Source organism: Burkholderia sp. MSMB617WGS (assembly GCF_001532025.2).
Classification (GTDB): Bacteria; Pseudomonadota; Gammaproteobacteria; order Burkholderiales; family Burkholderiaceae; genus Burkholderia; species Burkholderia savannae.
Window position 1 is genome coordinate 3,097,548 of the sequence record NZ_CP013457.1, and the last position, 17,501, is coordinate 3,115,048.

Here is a 17,501-nt window from a genome sequence, read left to right on the forward strand (position 1 = left end):
GTTACAATCACGCGATGACTCCGCGCGATCTCACCTTCGTTCTCGGCGGCGCGCGCTCGGGCAAGAGCGCGCACGCCGAACGGCTCGCCGCCGCCGGCGGCCGGCCCGTCACGTATATCGCCACCGCCCGCGTCGCCGACGACGAATTCGCCGAGCGCGTCGCGCATCATCGCGCGCGCCGGCCGGCCGACTGGGCGCTCGTGGAAGCGCCCGTCGAGCTCGCGCGCGCGATCGCGCAGCTCGACGACCCGCGCGCCTGCGTGCTCGTCGATTGCCTCACGCTCTGGCTCACGAACCTGCTCTGCCCCGCCGACGGCCCGGGCGTCGACGACGCGCTGTGCGACGCGCGCGTCGCCGAGCTCGAAGCGGCGCTGCGCGCGAGCCGCGCGCAGATGATCGTCGTCAGCAACGAGATCGGCTTCGGCGTCGTGCCACTCGGCGCGCAAACGCGCCGCTTCGTCGATACGCTCGGCCGCGTCAATCAGCGCGTCGCGGCGCTCGCGACACGCGTCACGCTGTGCGTGGCCGGCCTGCCCGTCACGATCAAGCACGAGGGCGAATCGCGATGCTGATGCTGTCGCTGCCCGCCGTCGCCATCCTCGCGGTCGCCGGCTGCATCGTCGACAAGCTCGTCGGCGAGCCGCGCACCGCGCATCCGCTCGTCGCATTCGGGCGGCTCGCCGCGCAGCTCGAGCGCGCACTCAATACCGGGCGACGCGGCCGGCTCGCCGGCCTCGCCGCGTGGCTCGCCGCCGTCGCGCCGCCCGTCGCGCTCGCCGCATGGCTCGTCGCGGCGCTGCCGTGGCCGCTCGCCGCCGCGCTGCACGTCGCGCTGCTGTGGTTCGCGCTCGGCGCGCGCAGCCTCGCCGAGCACATCGCGCCGATCGCCGCCGCGCTGCTGCGCCGCGATCTTCCGGCCGCGCGCACGCTGACCTCGCGCATCGTGTCGCGCGACACGAGCGCCGCCGACGAAGCCGCGCTCGCGCGCGCGGCGGTCGAATCGGCGCTCGAGAACGGCAACGACGCGATCTTCGGCGCGCTCTTCTGGTTCGTGATCGCGGGCGGCCCCGGCGCGCTGCTGTTCCGGCTCGCGAACACGCTCGACGCGATGTGGGGCTACCGGACGCCGCGCTTCGCGCGCTTCGGCTGGGCGGCCGCGCGCATCGACGACGCGCTCAACTGGGCGCCCGCGCGCCTCACCGCCGCGAGCTACGCGCTGCTCGGCGACACCGCGAACGCGTGGCGCTGCTGGCGCGCGCAGGCGCGCCACTGGGACAGCCCGAACGCCGGCCCCGTGATGGCGGCGGGCGCAGGCAGCCTGAACGTCGTGATCGGCGGCCCCGCCGTCTATCACGGCGCGCTCGAGGATCGCCCGGTGCTCGGCGCGGGCGAGCCCGCGGCGCCCGTGCACGTCGCGGCCGCGCTGTCGCTCGTCGCGCGCACGATGATTCTCTGGCTCGCGCTGCTGATCGCGGGCGCGGCGCTCACCATTGCAACGCACCATGGCTGACGCACCGGCGATCACGCACGGCGGCAACCTGCACGAAGCCGCGCTCCGCTACGGCATCCCGCGCGACGCGTGGCTCGATCTTTCGACGGGCATCAATCCGCACGGCTATCCGGTGCCGCCCGTGCCCGCCGACGCATGGCGCCGGCTGCCCGAGGACGACGGCGTGCTCGCCGAGCACGCGGCGCGCCACTACGGCGCGCCGAGCGCCGCGCACGTGCTGCCCGTCGCGGGGAGCCAGGCGGCGATCCGCGCGCTGCCCGCGCTGTTCGAGCGCGGCACGGTCGGCGTCGCGCCGCTCGCATACAGCGAGTACGCGCCCTCGTTCGCGCGTCACGGCCACGCGGGCGCGCCGCTCGACTGCGGCAGCGACGCGCTGCCCGCGGCGCTCACCTACGCGATCGTCGCGAATCCGAACAATCCGACCGCCGAGCGCATCGATCGCGCGCGGCTGCTGCGGTGGCACGCACAGCTCGTCGCGCGCGGCGGCGCGCTCGTCGTCGACGAGGCGTTCGCGGACGCCGACGCGCACGCGGGCGCGTCGCTCGCCGCGCATACGCATCGCGACGGCCTCGTCGTGCTGCGCTCGGTCGGCAAGTTCTTCGGTCTCGCGGGCGTGCGCGCGGGCTTCGCGCTCGCCGCGCCCGCGCTGCTGGAGCGGCTGCGCGACGCGCTCGGCGCGTGGACCGTCAGCGGCCCGGCGCGCCACGCAGTGCTCGCCGCATTCGCGGACGACGCATGGCAGCGCGCGACGCGCGAGCGGCTCGCTCACGACGGCGCGCGCCTCGCCGCGCTGCTGCGCGCGAACGGCTTCGTCGCGCACGCGACGCCGCTGTTCAGCTGGACCGCCGATCCGCGCGCGCATGCGCTGCACGAGGCGCTCGCCGCGCGCGGCATCTGGACGCGCTACTTCGCGCACGCGCCGAGCGTGCGGATCGGGCTGCCCGCTCTCGAGAACGAATGGCGGCGGCTCGAACACGCGCTCGCCGATTGCGTGCCGGCGCTGCCGGCCACGTTGACGAACGCCGCCGGAGCGGCGCAATAAATCGATGCCCAAGCTCGCCCCTGTCCTTCGTATCGCCGTCGCGTGCGCGAGCGCGCTCTGCGTCACCGCCGCGCACGCGAGCATCGCCGTCACCGACGACGCCGGCCACACGATCACGCTCGCCGCGCCCGCGCAACGAGTCGTCAGCCTCGCGCCGCACGTGACCGAGCTCATCTATGCGGCGGGCGGCGGCGCGAAGCTCGTCGGCGCGGTGTCGTACAGCGACTACCCGCCCGCCGCGAAGGCGCTTCCGCGCGTCGGCTCGAACAAGGCGCTCGATCTCGAGCGGATCGCGGCGCTCAAGCCGGATCTGATCGTCGTCTGGCGCCACGGCAACGCCGAGCGCGAGACCGAGCGGCTGCGCGCGCTCGGCATCCCGCTCTACTTCAGCGAGCCGCGGCACCTCGACGACGTCGCGGCGTCGCTCGACAAGCTGGGCGCGCTGCTCGGCACGCGCGAGCGCGCGGCGGCGGCGGCCGACGCGTACCGGCAGCGGATCGCGCAGCTGCGCGCGCGTTACGCGAACCGGCCGCCCGTTACGGTGTTCTTCCAGGCGTGGGACAAGCCGCTCATCACGCTGAACGGCGACCACATCGTCAGCGACGTGATCGCGCTGTGCGGCGGACGCAACGTGTTCGCGCAACTGAAGCCGGTCGCGCCGTCCGTCACCGAAGAAGCGGTGCTCGCCGCGAATCCGGAAGCGATCGTGACGACGGCGGCCGGCGCGACCGCGACGCGCGACGCGCTGCCCGATTTCTCGCGCTGGCGCGCGTGGCCGAAGCTCGCCGCGGTCGCGCGGGGCAATCTGTTCGCGATCGACGGCGATCTGCTGACGCGGCCCGCGCCGCGCATCGCGCAAGGGGCCGAAGCGCTGTGCCGGGATCTCGACGTCGCGCGCGCGCGGCGGCCGAGGCCGTGACGCGGCGCGACGCACGCTGCGTCGCCCGGATACGAGCGCATGCGCAACTCGTTGCGCACGCAAGCATGCAGGCCGGACCATAACGGCGGCCGCAATCCGCCTGCGCACGCGCGCGACGTCGTTCGTCGACGCCTGAACGCAGCAATGCGCCGCACGACGCCGCTCGCGACCGATCGCGGCGCTGCCATGGCGCAGCGCCGTTTGTACTGAATCTTCTTCGCCGTGTTCGCGATTTCGTGGGCGGCATTCCTGATGAGCAGCGACGTCTGCCGGCAATTCAGCAAGCGCATGCCGCCTTCTCTCCATGACTGGAACGCAGGCGCATCGTGGCCGCGTCGAATCCGCCAATCCGAACCGATGCGCTCGCCGTCGCCCCGGCAAGCGTCGAGCGCCTCATTGGCCCACTGCGAACACGAAGCGCGGCGCGCGCTCACGCACGCGTCACTCGTCCCAATGCACGAGCCGCCAGCCGCCCGCGTGGCCGACGCGTCGCAGCCACACGACGCCGCCCATCGCGATCGGCCGCGCGAGCATCGCTTCGAGCGGCGCATCGAGCGCGTGCGACGCCAGCGCGCGCATCACGCCCGCATGCGTGACGGCCCAGCTCGCGCGCGCCGCATCCGCGAGCGTCGCCAGCGCCGGCCGCACGCGCGCGACGAACTGCGCGGCGCTCTCCCCGCCGTGCTCGCGCGCATGCATCAGATCCGCGCTCCATCGATCGAGCGCGTCGCGCCCGATCGCATCCCAGCGCTTCAGCTCCCACGCGCCGAAATCGATCTCGCGCAGCCGCACGTCGCATTCGAGCGGCGCGCCGGCCTCTCGCGCGAGCACGCGCGCGACGTCGGCGCAGCGCGCGAGCGGGCTCGACCACACGTTGCCCGCCGCGCCCGCGCCGAGCGCGCCGAGCGCGCCGAGCACGCGGAGCCGGCGCAGCACGTCGGCCGCGCCCGTCGCCGCGTCGGCCGCGAGCGGCACGTCGCTGCTGCCGTAGCAAACGCCCGCTTCGACGGCGACAGCCGGATGGCGAATCAGGACGAGATCCATCCGAGCATCACCAGATAGATCGCGAGCTCGAACGCCTGCTGCGCGAAGCCGAGACAATCGCCGGTGTAGCCGCCGATGCGCCTGTCGAGATAACGCGCGATGCACGCGCGCAACGCGAGCGTCACCGCGAGCGCGAGCGCGCCCGCGCGCCAGTCGGGCCAGAACAGCCACGGCAGACCGAGCGCGGCCGCGAACATCAACGCGCTCGCGCGCATCCGATGGGCGACCGGCTGCGCCTTGCCTTCGGCGCGCGCGTAGTCGAGCGTGACGAGCAGGCTCGCGGCGAGCGTGCGGCTCGCCGCATGCGCGGCGATCATCGTCCACGCGGCGCGCGCGGGCGGCATCGCGGCGAGCGCCTGCCATTTCAGCGCGAGCGCGATCACGAGCGCCGCCGCGCCGAACGTGCCGATCCGCGAATCGCGCATGATCCGCAGCACGTCGTCGCGCGTGTAGCCGCCGCCGAACGCGTCGCAACTGTCGGCGAGGCCGTCCTCGTGCAGCGCGCCCGTCGCGACGAGCGTCGCCGCGATCGACAGGAGCGCAGCGACGCCCGTCGGCCACACGCGCGACGCGGCGAGATGCACGGCCGCCGCGAGCGCGCCGACGCACACGCCGACGAGCGGAAAGTAACGCGCCGCATGCGCGAGATCGACGGCCGCGCCGCTGATCGCGCGCGGCACCGGCACGCGCGTGAAATACCCGAGCGCGACGACGAAGTAGCGCAGTTCGGCGAGCGGATTCATCGCGCGTCACGCATCGCGGTTCGCGACGCCCGCCGACTCGAAGCTCGCCATCTCGTTGACGAACGCCGCCGCCGCGCGCACGAGCGGCAGCGCGAGCGCGGCGCCCGTGCCCTCGCCGAGACGCAGATCGAGCGCGAGCAGCGGCTCGCCGCCGAAATGCTCGAGCATGCGCCGATGCCCCGCTTCGTTCGACACGTGCGAGAACACGCAGTATTCGCGCACCGCGGGCGCGAGCGCGTCGGCGACGAGGAGCGCGGAGGTCGCGATGAAGCCGTCGACGAGAATCGCCATTCGCGCGCGCGCCGCCTCGATGAACGCACCCGCCATCATCGCGATCTCGAAGCCGCCGAACGTCGCGAGCACGTCGAGCGGCTCGATCGCGTCCGCGTGCCGCGCGAGCGCGCGCCCGAGCACCGCGCGCTTGTGCGCGAGCCCCGCGTCGTCGAGCCCCGTGCCGCGGCCGACGCACGCGTCGATCGGCACGTTCAGCAGGCGGCTCATCACGCACGCGGCCGCCGACGTGTTCGCGATCCCCATCTCGCCGAAGCCGATCACGTTGGTGCCGAGCGCCGCGTGATGCCGCACGCGCGCGGCGCCCGCGGCGAGCGCGGCGAGCGCTTCGTCGCGCGACATCGCGCGCTCGTGCGCGAAGTTGCGCGTGCCGCGCGCGATCGCCGCGCCGACCAGTTGCGGCGATTCGGGCAGCGGCGACGCAACGCCCGCGTCGACGATCTCGAGCGCGAGGCCCGCGACGCCCGAAAACGCGTTGATCGCGGCGCCCCCCGCCACGAAGTTCGCGACCATCTGCGCGGTCACCGCCTGCGGATACGGGCTCACGCCTTCGGCCGCGATCCCGTGGTCGCCCGCGAACACGATCATGACGGGACGCGCGACGCTCGGCGCGGCGGTGCGCTGGATCAGGCCGAGCTGCAGCGCGAGCGCTTCGAGGCGGCCGAGACTGCCGGGCGGCTTCGTCTTGTGATCGATCGTGCGCGTGAGCGTCGCGCGCAGCGCGGCGTCGTCGAGCGGGGCGATGTGCGGCAGGGAGTAGGTGGAGGTCATCGGTTCGCCTCGTGGGTGGAATGGGTCGCGCGATGCGCGTCGGTCAGATGATGCGGCCGGGCGCGCCGGGCCATGCGGGCACGAGCGCCTCGTGGCCGTCGCGCTCGATCAGCACGAGCGGATAGCCGAACGCGCGGCTCGCGAGCTCGGGCGTCAGCACGTCGCGCACCGGGCCCGCGTGCGCGGCGCCGTTGCCGTCGAGCAGCAGCGCGTGCGTCGCGAAGCGGCGCGCGAGATTCAGGTCGTGGCACGAGAAGATCGCCGTGCGTTCGCCCGCGCGCAGCCAGTCGGCGAGCGCGACGAGACAGTCGATCTGATGATGCAGGTCCAGGTGCGCGAGCGGTTCGTCGAGCAGCAGCAGCGGCGCGTCCTGGCACAGCGCGGCCGCGAGCGCGACGCGCTGCCGCTCGCCGCCCGACAGCGACAGCACGTCGCGCGCGGCGAACGATTCGAGCCCGAGCCGCGCGAGCGCCGCGTGCGCGGCCGCGCGATCGTCGGGGCGCTCCCAGCCCCAGCCTGTCAGATGCGGAAAGCGGCCAAGCAGCACAGTGTCGAACACGCTCGCGCTGAACGCGTCGTAAAGCGTCTGCGCCATCACCGCGCGCCGCCGCGCGAGCGCTTCGGGCCGCCAGTCGGCGAGCGGCACGCCGTCCGCCTCGACATGGCCCGCCGCGGGCTTCGCGAGCCCCGCGAGCGTCGTGATCAGCGTCGTCTTGCCCGCGCCGTTCGGCCCGGCGACGCACCACAGCTCGCCCGGATAGAACGTATGCGTGAAGTCGTCGAGCAGCGTGCGCGCGCCCGCCTTCAGCACGACGCGCAGCGTGCCGTAGCGGGCCGAGCGCGACGTCGGCGCGCGGTGCGTCGTCATCGCGCAGCCCTCCGCAGCAGCATCCACAGGAACAGCGGCACGCCGATCAGCGCGGTCATCACGCCGACCGGCAATTGCGCGGGCGCGATCGCCGTGCGCGCGAGCAGGTCCGCGGCCATCACGCCCGCGCCGCCCGCGAGCATCGAGGCGGGCAGCAGCATCCGCTGATCGTTGCCGAACGCGAGCCGCAGCGCGTGCGGCACGACGAGCCCGACGAAGCCGATCGTGCCCGCCGTCGTGACGGCCGCGGCCGCCGCGAGCGACGCGATCAGATAGATGCGCAAACGCAGCCGCGCGACCGGCACGCCGAGCGCGGCCGCCGCCGCGTCGCCGCGCAGCAGCACGTTCAATTGCGGCGCGACCGGCAACGCGACGAACGCGGCGAGCGCGAGCGCCGCCAGCGCGAACCACGGCGACGCCGCGCCGCTCAGGTCGCCCGACAGCCAGAACAGGATGCCGCGCAAGCGCTCTTCGGGCGCGATCGCGAGCATCAGCGTGATGAGCGCGAACCAGCCCGCCGAGATCACGACGCCCGTGAGCAAGAGGCGCGGCGATGCGTCGCGCGGCTCGCCGCGCCACAGCTCGCGGCGTGCGAGCCCGAGCACGAACGCGATCGACGCGAGCGCGCCCGCGAACGACGCCGCGTCGACGATCCACCATGCGCCGCCCGCGATCATCGCGACGAGCGCGAACGCGGCCGCGCCGCCCGACACGCCGAGCACGTAAGGCTCGGCGAGCGGATTGCGCAGCAGCACCTGCAGCAATGCGCCCGCGAGCGCGAGGAGCGCGCCGCAGCCGAAGCCCGCGAGCGCGCGCGGCAGCCGCAGCGTGCGGACGATGTCGGCCGCGAGCGGATCGGCGCTCGCGCGATGAGCGAGCGCCGCGAACGCGTCAAGCGGCGTCACCGGCACGCTGCCGAGCGTGAGCGACGCGACGAACGCCGCGCATGCGACGAGCGCGAGCGCGGCCCAGATCGCGGCCGCGCGCGCGGCGTGCATGCCGGCGCCGCGCGCGTCGGCTCTCATGCCGCCTCCCGCGCGCGAAGGCGCGAGCGGCGCGCGCGGCACCGACTGCGCCGAAGCCGCGGCCGGCCGTCAGCGCTGCTGCCAGCCGAGCGTGACATAGGCGCCGCGCCGCGGCGTGTTGTATGCATATGCAAGCTCGTAGTCCTTGTCGAACAGATTGTCGATGCGCGCGCTCACGTACCACGACTTCGTGATGTCGTAGCGCGCGGACAGATTGACGATGCCGTATCCGCCCAGACGATTGCCGTAATCGTCGCGCGGGCCGCTCACGAGCCACTCGCCGCCGACGCGCCAGCCGCCGAGCGAGCGATTCGCCGACACCGACGCGAAGCGCCGCGCGCGCCGGTTCAGATCCTGGCCGGCGGTTTCGTCGACCGGGTTCTGCAGCGTCGCCGCAACGCGCACGTCGGTCTTGCCGACATGCCCCTGCCACGATCCTTCGACACCCTGCACTTTCGCGCGGCCGACGTTCTGCGCCACATAGTACGGGCCGCTCGCGCCGGGGCGATAGTCGATGAGATTCGTGTAGCGCGTCTGGAACGCGGTCACGCGCACGACGCCCGCCGCATCCGACGCATACTGCACGGCCGCCTCGACCGAATGGCTGCGCTCGGGCCGGATCGACGGATTGCCCGCGTTCGGATAGTACAGATCGTTGAAGCTCGGTGCGCGAAACGCGCTCGAATAGCTCGCGGACACCTTCCAGCGCTCGGTGACGTCGAGCCCGTAGCCGAGATAGTAGCTGTTCGCGCCGCCGAAATCGGAGTATTGATCGCGGCGCACGTTCGCCTGGAACTGGCTGTCGCCGATGCGGCCGGTATAGCCGAGCCAGCCGGAACTCACGTGGCGCTCGGGCGCGGCGAACACGTTCGATTCGAACGACTGGTCGAGCCGTTCGTAGCCCGCCTGAAGCTTGTGGCCGCGCGCGATCGCGAAATCGTTCTGCCACGTGTACTGGCGGTTGTCGGTATTGAAGTGGTCGGTGTATGCGCCGTTCAGCGCGGACTGGCTGCGGTCCTTGCCGCTCGACACGTTCACGCGCGTCGTCCACCAGTCGGCGAGCTTGCCGTTCGCGAACGCGGACACCTGCTGGACACGGCTGTACAGATCGTTCAGATCGGTCGGCGCGCCGTATGCGTCGTCGAAGCTCGCCTTGCCGTTCGCCTGGAAGTACGTGACGCCGGCGTCCCACCTGTCGTCGAACCGGTGCCGCAGCGACGCGGACGCGCTTTCGTTCAGATAGCCGTTCGCGTTCGGATTGGCCTGCGGCTTGAGCGCGGGATCGAGCGACGAGAAGCCGTCCGTCTTGAAGCGCGCGAGCGACACGCTGAACGTCGTCCGGCCGTCCGCATCGAGCCGGCCCGATGCGCCCGCGCTTTGCGTCTGCGTGTGATAGCTGCCGTAGCCCGCCGAGAAATCGAAGCGCGGCGGATGATCGCCGCCCGTCTTCGTGAACACCTGCACGACGCCGCCGATCGCGCCGGACCCATACAGCGACGACACGTTGCCGTTCACCACTTCGACGCGATCGATCTGGTCGAGCGGCAGCTGGCTGATCTGCGCCTGCCCGAGGCTCGCCGAATCGACGCGCACGCCGTCGACGAGCACGAGCGACTGTGTCGGCTGCGCGCCGCGCAGGAAAAGGCTCGCGCTCGCGCCGGGCCCGCCGTTGCGCACGATCTGCGCGCCGGGCGCGAGCGCGAGCAGGCCGGGCAGATCGGTCGCGCCGCTGTCGGCGATGTCCTGCGCATCGAAGAGCGTCGTCTGCGGGATCGCGTCGGCAAGCTTCTGCGGCGCGCGCTGCGCGGTGACGACGATCGGCGCGAGCTGCGCGCCGGGCGTCGAACGCCAAGGCGCTGTCGCGGTCGCTGTCGATGTCGATGTCGATGTCGATGTCGATGTCGATGTCGATGTCGATGTCGATGTCGATGTCGATGCCGATGCCGATGCCGATGCCGATGCCGACGCCGACGCCGGTTCGGATGCGAAAGGCGGCGGAGCCGCGGACGACAAGGAGTCCGCTGGAATCGCAGACGATGAAGAAGAAACGGAAGAATCAGCTGAAGCAGGCTGAGCAGCCGCGGCGCCTTGCGCGAGCGCGACGCACGGCAGTCCGGACAGAGCGGCGAGCGCTGCGCGGACGAAACGGGTACGCATGAACGACATCCTGTTGAGCCACAGCGGGGCCCGCTTCCCCGCAGGCCCTGCATCACGGAGACGGGCGCGCCCGTCTCCCCGCCGCGGCCGGTATCCGGGCTCGCGACGTCACCGCCTCGCCTTCCCGCGCGAAACGCGCAGTGGCACCACGCCGGCGGCCGGCCGAGCCGGCCGTGCCGACGCATCGAGAGTGCGGCTTGCATCGGATTCGATGCGATCGCTTACCGTTGCGGGGGCAGCGCAGGTTGGCTCGGTCCCGGCGGACGTCGCGCCCTGCTTCCCGTTTAACCGCGCGCGAAGCGCGCGAGCACCGAGGCGGCGCCAGTTTAGGAGCGCGCGCGCCGCAGCGTCAAGAAAGCGCGACGACGCAGCGCAAGAAACGTCGCGCCGCGTGTCGTCGACACGATCGACATCAACGAACGACGAAGAGATTTCGCGGCGAGAAGCAGGGGTGTTACGTCTAGAAACGTTACAGATATCGGAAAGTCGCTTATTCCGCGCTAAAATGCTGGGTCTTTAGAGGACGCAGCACATGCTCAACGAACTCGAAACCCTATCTCAAAACATCGGCCGTCTGATCGCGCTGAATCAACGCCATCAAGCGGAACGGCTCGCGCTCGAGGAGCAGGTCGCGCAATTGCGCACGCAGGCGCAAACGCTGCGCTCGGAACTCGAGCAATTGCGCGACGAGCGCAACGCGCTCGCAGCGGAGCGCGACACGCTGTCGGCGAAGATCGACGACGCGCAAGTGAAGCTCAACGCGATTCTCGAAAAATTGCCGCGCACGAAAAGCGTGCCGGATGCGGAAAACCAGCTCGACCTGCTCGCGCCGCAGGCAAGCGATGAAGCCGAAGGCACGGCGAGCCACGGAGAACAGGCATGAGCACCAAGCAGATCGAAGTGTCGATTCTCGGCCAGGCGTATCGCCTCGCCTGCTCGCCCGAAACCGAAGCGGCGCTCGTCGAGGCGGTCGCGCGCGTCGATGCGGAAATGTCGAAGATCCGCGCGAACAGCTCGGTGCGCGGCACCGATCGCATCGCCGTGATGGCCGCGCTGTCGCTCGCATCGGAGCTGCTGAGGCTGCAACAGAGCGTGCGTCATGGAGAAGCGTTCCCTGCGGAAGAAATCCGGCGTACAATGCATCAAATGAATGAACAACTCGGTGCAGTGCTCGCACAGCACGAGGTGCAGTAAAATGCTTCACCAGGTTCGGCCACTGCTTGATCTATCGCGTTCAAGCCGCTGAATTCAAAGGTGATTCGAACAGTTAAGTCAGCTTCCCTGCCTGGTTCGCCAAGGTCATATATTCCTTGAACCAATGCCATGTGCACGGTTGCGGAAATTTGTAGCACGGGCGCGCGCGTCACTCTGTCTGATGTACCCGAAGTGCTGCTAACTGCGACCAATTCTGAACCTCAGGTTCAGGATGCCGGCCTAGCGGCCAAGGCGGGGGCCTATTCGACGGCATCGGGCAAAGCCCGATGCCGTTTTCTTTTGTGCAGCCTTTTCATTGCGTCGAGTCGTTGCGATCCATGCGCTACTGGCTGATGAAATCCGAACCGGACGAGGCGAGCATCGACGACCTCGCCGCCGCCGCCGACCAAACCTTGCCGTGGACCGGCGTGCGCAACTATCAGGCGCGCAACTTCATGCGCGACACGATGCGGATCGGCGACGGCGTGCTGTTCTACCACTCGAGCTGCCCCGAGCCCGGCATCGCGGGGCTCGCGGAAGTCACGTCGACGCCCTACCCCGATCCGACGCAATTCGATTCGCAAAGTCCGTACCACGATCCGAAGTCGACTCAGGAATCCCCGCGCTGGGTGCTCGTCGACGTGCGCTTCGTCAAGAAGACGCCGCTCGTTTCCCTCGGCGCATTGCGCGAGCACGAGGAACTCGCCGACATGCGCGTGCTCGCGAAGGGCAACCGGCTGTCGATCACGCCCGTCACGCCCGAAGAATGGCGCTTCATCACGAAGCGCCTGATGAAGTGACGCGGCGGCCACGTCAAACATTGTCAGACCCGGCGCGCGAAGCCGCGCCGGCCGGAACCTCGGCCCGCTTTCGACAGCCTAACGGGCGCTCGACAGATGCAGTGCCGCATCCGCCGGGCGTTTCGAAAGAAGCGCGGCGTCCGTCCGCGCCCCGCACGCCGCATGTCGCGTGCGCGCTTACGCTCAAGGAGTCAACAATGACGAAAAAATCCGCTCTAGCCGTTGCCGTCACGCTCGCGGCGGCGCTGCCGATCGCCTTCGCGCTCGCCCCGTCCGCGGCGCGCGCGCAAAGCATGGGCCAGATGCAGCCGCCCGCGGGCGTGCTGTCGCTGTCCGCGCAGGCGAGCACCGATGTTCCGCAGGACGTCGTCGACATCACGCTGTTCTACGAACAACAGGCGAAAGATCCGGGCACGCTGACCGCCGAGCTGAACAAGCGCGCGGACGCGGCGCTCGCGCAGGCGCGCGGCGTATCGGGCGTCACCGCGCGCACGGGCGAATTCTCGGTGTCGCCGAGCATCGACCGTGACGGCAAGATCTCCGCGTGGCGCGGCCGCACCGAGGTCGTGCTCGAGTCGCACGACTTCGCGGCCGCGTCGAAGCTCGCGGGCCAGTTGAGCCCGATGATGCAGGTGGCCAACGTCGCGTTCTCGCTGTCGCCCGAAGCGCAGCGCGCGGCCGAGCAAAAGCTCACGTCGGAAGCGATCAAGGCGTTCCGCACGCGCGCCGAGGAAGCGACGCGCGCGTTCGGCTACAGCAACTATTCGATCCGTGAAGTGAACGTCGGCAGCGGCCGCAACGTGCAGCCGTATCCGCGGATGTTCGCGATGGCCGCGCCCGCGATGGACAGCGCGAAGGCGAGCGCGCCGATCGCCGTCGAAGGCGGCAAGACGACCGTGACCGTCAACGTGAACGGTTCGGTGCAGATGAAGTGAAATGAAGCGGCGCGGGCGGCAATGTGGCGCGCCGCCCGCCGTCGACGAAACGCCGGCTTCTCTCCGGCGTTTTTTATTGCGCTTCGTGCATGTCGGAACTTGCGATCGCATGTCGCAGGTTGTTCGATTGCTCGCGATCACGATCTCGAGCGCTGGCCGCACGTTGCGCGCGTGAAAGGCAGGCCCGGCGTTCCGCGTATCGGCACGGTGCGCATCGTACGCCGCGCGTCGTCTGCCGTGCCCGCCGTGCGCCGTGCGCCGTGCGCCGTGCGCCGCAATCAGCGTACGCGCAAGCGCGGCCCGCCGGCCACGCCGTTCGCGCCGGGCCGGCGGCCGCGCGATCGCACGCAGCCGCGCGGCGCCGCTCGATCAGGCCGTCTTCGCGACGCCCCCGCGCCGATACGCCCAGACCATCATCAGCACGCCCGCGATGATCATCGGCAGCGACAGCCACTGCCCCATCGACAGCCCGAACGTCAGCAAACCGAGGAAATCGTCCGGCTCGCGCGCGAATTCGACCGTGAAGCGCGCGAGGCCATACCCGATCAGGAACAGCGCCGAGATCGCGCCCATCGGCCGCTGCCTGCGCGAGAAGAACCACAGCACGATGAAGAGCGCAATGCCCTCGAGCGCGATTTCGTACAACTGCGACGGATGCCGCGGCAGCATCTGGTGCGACAGGAACACCTCGTTCAGATCCCACTTCGCCGCGAGATCCTGATGCGCGGCGAGCCACGCGGCGTCGTCGCGCGACGCGCCCGGGAACAGCATCGCCCACGGCGCGTCGGGGCTCGTCACGCGGCCCCACAGCTCGCCGTTGATGAAATTGCCGAGACGCCCGGCCGCGAGCCCCGTCGGCACCATCGGCGCGACGAAGTCGGTCACTTCGAGCCAGTGGCGCTTGCGCTGCCACGCGAACAGCGCCATCGCCAACGTGACGCCGAGGAAGCCGCCGTGGAACGACATCCCGCCCTCCCACACCCGGAAGATGTCGAGCGGATGCGAGAAGTAGTAGCCGGCCTTGTAGAACAGCACATAGCCGAGCCGGCCGCCCAGCACGACGCCGAGCACGCCGTAGAACATCATGTCGTCGATGTCCTTCGCGCTCCAGCCTTGCGCGGCGACGTACGGCAGCTTCAGGCGCAACCGCCCGACGACGATCGCGAGGATGAAGCCGACGAGATACATGAGCCCGTACCAGCGCACGGCGAGCGGGCCGAGGTGAATCGCGACGGGATCGAAATTCGGATGAATGATCATGAGTTAGCGTTGATGGTTCTGAATCGATGCGGCACGCACGGCGACGCCGACGTTCGAGGCGACGCGCATGCGGCAACCGCGGTTCGACGGGCGCGCCGCGCGAACGTTCACGGGCGCGCCGCGAGCCTGCCCGCGCGCGCCCGGCCAGGCACGCCGGCCGGCGGATCGGAGGGCGACACCCGCTGCGCGTCGCCGCGCACGACGTCGATGAAGCCCGCGAGCACCGGGCTCACGTCGCCCGTGCGCCACACGAGGCCCGTCTCGACGACGGGCGCCGGAGCGGCGAGCGCGCGATAGACGACGCCCGTGCGCCGCAGGTTACGCAGCGATTGCGGCACCAGTGCGACGCCCATGCCCGCCGACACGAGGCTCACGATCGTCTGCATCTGGATCGCCTCCTGGCCGATGCGCGGCGCGACACCCGCCGCGCCGTAGCAGCCCGTAATGATGTCATAAAAGCCGGGTGCCAAACGACGCGGGAAGATGACGAGCGGCAGCGACGCGATGTCGGCGATCCGCACGGGCGCGTCGCCCGCCGCCTCGCTCGCGTCGGCCGGCATCGCGACGACGAGCGGCTCGCGCAGCACCGGCAGATACGACAGCGACGCCGCATGGCGCGGCGGCACGGGCGGAATCACGAGCCCCGCGTCGATGCGGCCCGCGACGAGCTCCTCGATCTGCACGTCGCTCGTCGCCTCGGTCAGTTGCAGGCGCACGTGCGGATAGCGCGCGCCGAACTCGCGCAGCAGCTGCGGCAGCAGCCCGTAGTCGGCTGTCGACACGAACGCGAGCGCGAGCGACCCCGCCTCGCCGCGCGCGAGGCTCTGCGCGAGAGGCGGCAGCGCGTCGGCCGCGACGATCAGCCGTCGCACGTCGGGCAACAGCGCCGAGCCGACCGCGGTCAACTCGACCGAGCGCTTCGTGCGCGCGAACAGCGCGACGCCGAGCGCGTCCTCGAGCGCGCGAATCGCCTGCGACAGCGGCGGCTGCGTCATCGAGAGCCGCTCGGCGGCCCGGCCGAAGTGCCGCTCGTCGGCGACGGCGACGAAATAGCGCCATTGGCGTAAATCAGGGGTCACATCGCTCTCCACGTCCTTGTCGACCGACGGATTAATATGAAAATCGACCTAATAAGTGATGAATAATATATTGGACATTCTCTAAGAGAAACTGCATTCTTGCCCACCTGAGCCGGACCGCGCCGATGCAGCGCGCCGCCCCACAGTCAACCAGTCGATGGATGGAGTCCCCATGTCGTACAACCGCCGCTCGAAGAACATCACGCAAGGCGTGGCCCGTTCGCCGAATCGCTCGATGTATTACGCGCTCGGCTACCAGAAGGACGATTTCGACAAGCCGATGATCGGCATCGCCAACGGCCACTCGACGATCACGCCGTGCAACGCGGGCCTGCAGCGCCTGTCGGACGCAGCCGTCGCGGCCGTCAAGGCCGCCGACGCGAACCCGCAGATCTTCGGCACGCCGACGATCTCGGACGGCATGTCGATGGGCACCGAAGGGATGAAGTACTCGCTCGTGTCGCGCGAGGTGATCGCCGACTGCATCGAGACCTGCGTGCAGGGCCAATGGATGGACGGCGTCGTCGTCGTGGGCGGCTGCGACAAGAACATGCCGGGCGGCATGATCGCGCTCGCGCGAATCAACGTGCCGGGCATCTACGTGTACGGCGGCACGATCCGCCCCGGCCACTGGAAGGGCCGCGACCTGACGATCGTGTCGTCGTTCGAGGCGGTCGGCGAGTTCACCGCCGGGCGCATGTCGCAGGAAGATTTCGAAGGGGTCGAAAAGAACGCGTGCCCGACGACGGGCTCGTGCGGCGGCATGTACACCGCGAACACGATGAGCTCGTCGTTCGAGGCGCTCGGCATGTCGCTGCTGTATTCGTCGACGATGGCCAATCCCGATCAGGAGAAGGTCGACTCGGCGGCCGAATCGGCGCGCGTGCTCGTCGAAGCGGTGAAGCGCGACCTGAAGCCGCGCGACATCATCACGAAGCAGTCGATCGAGAACGCGGTGTCGGTGATCATGGCCACCGGCGGCTCGACGAACGCGGTGCTCCACTATCTGGCGATCGCGCACGCGGCCGAGATCGAATGGTCGATCGAGGATTTCGAGCGCATCCGCAAACGCGTGCCGGTGATCTGCGACCTGAAGCCGTCGGGCCAGTACGTCGCGACCGACCTGCACGCGGCGGGCGGCATTCCGCAAGTGATGAAGATCCTGCTCGACGCGGGCCTGCTGCACGGAGATTGCACGACGATCACGGGCCGCACGATCGCCGAGGAGCTGAAGGACGTGCCGAGCGCGCCGCGCGCCGACCAGAAGGTGATCTACCCGATCGACCAGGCGCTGTACAAGGAAGGCCATCTCGCGATCCTGAAGGGCAACCTCGCCGAGGACGGCGCGGTCGCGAAGATCAGCGGCCTGAAGAATCCGGTCATCACCGGCCCGGCGCGCGTGTTCGATGACGAGCAGAGCGCGCTCGCGGCGATCCTCGACGACAAGATCAACGCGGGCGACGTGGTCGTGCTGCGCTACCTCGGCCCGCAGGGCGGCCCGGGGATGCCGGAGATGCTCGCGCCGACGTCGGCGATCATCGGCAAGGGCCTCGGCGAATCGGTCGGCCTCATCACGGACGGCCGCTTCTCGGGCGGCACGTGGGGGATGGTGGTCGGCCACGTCGCGCCGGAAGCGTTCGTCGGCGGCACGATCGCGCTCGTGCAGGAGGGCGATTCGATCACGATCGACGCGCACAAGCTGCTGCTGCAACTGAACGTCGACGACGCCGAGCTGGCGCGCCGCCGCGCCGCATGGAAGCAACCGGCGCCGCGTTACACGCGCGGCGTGCTCGCGAAGTATGCGGCGCTCGCCCGCCCGGCGAACAAGGGCGCGGTGACGGGCTGACGCGCGAGCGCGCGCCG

At 70.5% G+C, this 17,501-nt stretch carries 17 protein-coding genes, 1 other RNA gene and 1 riboswitch; of the genes, 10 read left to right on the forward strand and 8 right to left on the reverse strand.

All coding sequences use genetic code 11. The features are described 5' to 3' along the window. Positions 1-14 precede the first annotated feature (14 nt). From cobU to WT60_RS15270, 4 genes are read left to right on the forward strand one after another with little or no spacing between them, the layout of a single operon-like run. Complete coding sequence (gene cobU, locus WT60_RS15255; protein WP_059643832.1) at positions 15-572, forward strand: bifunctional adenosylcobinamide kinase/adenosylcobinamide-phosphate guanylyltransferase; 558 nt, start codon at positions 15-17, stop codon at positions 570-572. Further along, on the forward strand, positions 566-1,510 hold the full coding sequence (gene cbiB, locus WT60_RS15260; RefSeq protein ID WP_038745184.1) for an adenosylcobinamide-phosphate synthase CbiB: 945 nt from the start codon (positions 566-568) through the stop codon (positions 1,508-1,510). Before cobU ends, cbiB begins: the two co-directional genes overlap by 7 nt. After that, on the forward strand, positions 1,503-2,552 hold the full coding sequence (cobD, locus tag WT60_RS15265) for a threonine-phosphate decarboxylase CobD (protein WP_060356700.1): 1,050 nt from the start codon (positions 1,503-1,505) through the stop codon (positions 2,550-2,552). The genes cbiB and cobD overlap by 8 nt, the downstream gene beginning before the upstream one ends. A gap of 4 nt (positions 2,553-2,556) precedes the next feature. Continuing rightward, positions 2,557-3,471, forward strand: a complete 915-nt coding sequence (locus WT60_RS15270) for a cobalamin-binding protein (RefSeq protein WP_060356701.1) — start codon at positions 2,557-2,559, stop codon at positions 3,469-3,471. Between the two features lie 441 nt (positions 3,472-3,912). Here the strand turns inward: WT60_RS15270 and cobC are convergent, their stop codons facing one another. The 6 genes from cobC to WT60_RS15310 form a co-directional block, all read right to left on the reverse strand. Then, positions 3,913-4,515, reverse strand: a complete 603-nt coding sequence (cobC, locus tag WT60_RS15280; RefSeq protein WP_059669655.1) for an alpha-ribazole phosphatase — start codon at positions 4,513-4,515, stop codon at positions 3,913-3,915. Further along, positions 4,500-5,258, reverse strand: coding sequence for an adenosylcobinamide-GDP ribazoletransferase (locus WT60_RS15285; protein WP_038745192.1), 759 nt, complete (start codon positions 5,256-5,258; stop codon positions 4,500-4,502). Before WT60_RS15285 ends, cobC begins: the two co-directional genes overlap by 16 nt. Before the next feature lie 6 nt (positions 5,259-5,264). After that, the gene (gene cobT, locus WT60_RS15290) at positions 5,265-6,320 is read right to left on the reverse strand and encodes a nicotinate-nucleotide--dimethylbenzimidazole phosphoribosyltransferase (protein WP_038745194.1); all 1,056 of its coding nucleotides are present in this window, start codon (positions 6,318-6,320) and stop codon (positions 5,265-5,267) included. Positions 6,321-6,363: 43 nt separating this feature from the next. Continuing rightward, entirely contained in the window at positions 6,364-7,188 is an 825-nt protein-coding gene (locus WT60_RS15295; RefSeq protein ID WP_038745196.1) for an ABC transporter ATP-binding protein, read from the reverse strand. Further along, positions 7,185-8,186: an iron ABC transporter permease gene (locus WT60_RS15300; protein ID WP_060356720.1), complete on the reverse strand. Its 1,002-nt coding sequence runs from the start codon at positions 8,184-8,186 to the stop codon at positions 7,185-7,187. The genes WT60_RS15295 and WT60_RS15300 overlap by 4 nt, the downstream gene beginning before the upstream one ends. Positions 8,187-8,282: 96 nt before the next feature. After that, entirely contained in the window at positions 8,283-10,370 is a 2,088-nt protein-coding gene (locus tag WT60_RS15310) for a TonB-dependent receptor (protein ID WP_060356721.1), read from the reverse strand. A gap of 67 nt (positions 10,371-10,437) precedes the next feature. Then, positions 10,438-10,700: riboswitch (cobalamin riboswitch) on the reverse strand. Between the two features lie 202 nt (positions 10,701-10,902). Here WT60_RS15310 and WT60_RS15315 point away from each other — a divergent pair. The 5 genes from WT60_RS15315 to WT60_RS15335 all read left to right on the forward strand — a co-directional run bounded on the left by WT60_RS15315 (position 10,903) and on the right by WT60_RS15335 (position 13,299). Then, positions 10,903-11,253, forward strand: coding sequence for a hypothetical protein (locus tag WT60_RS15315; RefSeq protein WP_038745198.1), 351 nt, complete (start codon positions 10,903-10,905; stop codon positions 11,251-11,253). Further along, positions 11,250-11,564 carry a cell division protein ZapA gene (locus tag WT60_RS15320; protein ID WP_038745200.1) on the forward strand — a complete coding sequence of 105 codons (315 nt, stop codon included), beginning with the start codon at positions 11,250-11,252 and terminating at the stop codon, positions 11,562-11,564. The genes WT60_RS15315 and WT60_RS15320 overlap by 4 nt, the downstream gene beginning before the upstream one ends. A gap of 81 nt (positions 11,565-11,645) precedes the next feature. After that, positions 11,646-11,827: non-coding RNA, 6S RNA (gene ssrS / locus WT60_RS15325), on the forward strand. Positions 11,828-11,902: 75 nt separating this feature from the next. Continuing rightward, positions 11,903-12,364: an EVE domain-containing protein gene (locus tag WT60_RS15330; protein WP_038745202.1), complete on the forward strand. Its 462-nt coding sequence runs from the start codon at positions 11,903-11,905 to the stop codon at positions 12,362-12,364. A 197-nt stretch (positions 12,365-12,561) separates the two neighbouring features. Continuing rightward, complete coding sequence (locus WT60_RS15335; protein ID WP_038745300.1) at positions 12,562-13,299, forward strand: SIMPL domain-containing protein; 738 nt, start codon at positions 12,562-12,564, stop codon at positions 13,297-13,299. A gap of 369 nt (positions 13,300-13,668) precedes the next feature. Here WT60_RS15335 and lgt read toward each other — a convergent pair whose 3' ends face one another. Together lgt and WT60_RS15345 are read right to left on the reverse strand one after the other, a co-directional pair. Further along, complete coding sequence (gene lgt, locus WT60_RS15340) at positions 13,669-14,559, reverse strand: prolipoprotein diacylglyceryl transferase (protein ID WP_038745204.1); 891 nt, start codon at positions 14,557-14,559, stop codon at positions 13,669-13,671. A gap of 107 nt (positions 14,560-14,666) precedes the next feature. Further along, positions 14,667-15,638 carry a LysR substrate-binding domain-containing protein gene (locus WT60_RS15345; RefSeq protein ID WP_060356722.1) on the reverse strand — a complete coding sequence of 324 codons (972 nt, stop codon included), beginning with the start codon at positions 15,636-15,638 and terminating at the stop codon, positions 14,667-14,669. Between the two features lie 172 nt (positions 15,639-15,810). Here WT60_RS15345 and ilvD point away from each other — a divergent pair, with 172 nt between their 5' ends. Beyond that, positions 15,811-17,484 (forward strand): dihydroxy-acid dehydratase, encoded by a 1,674-nt coding sequence (gene ilvD, locus WT60_RS15355; protein ID WP_038745206.1) that lies wholly within the window; start codon positions 15,811-15,813, stop codon positions 17,482-17,484. The last annotated feature ends 17 nt before the right edge of the window (positions 17,485-17,501 follow it).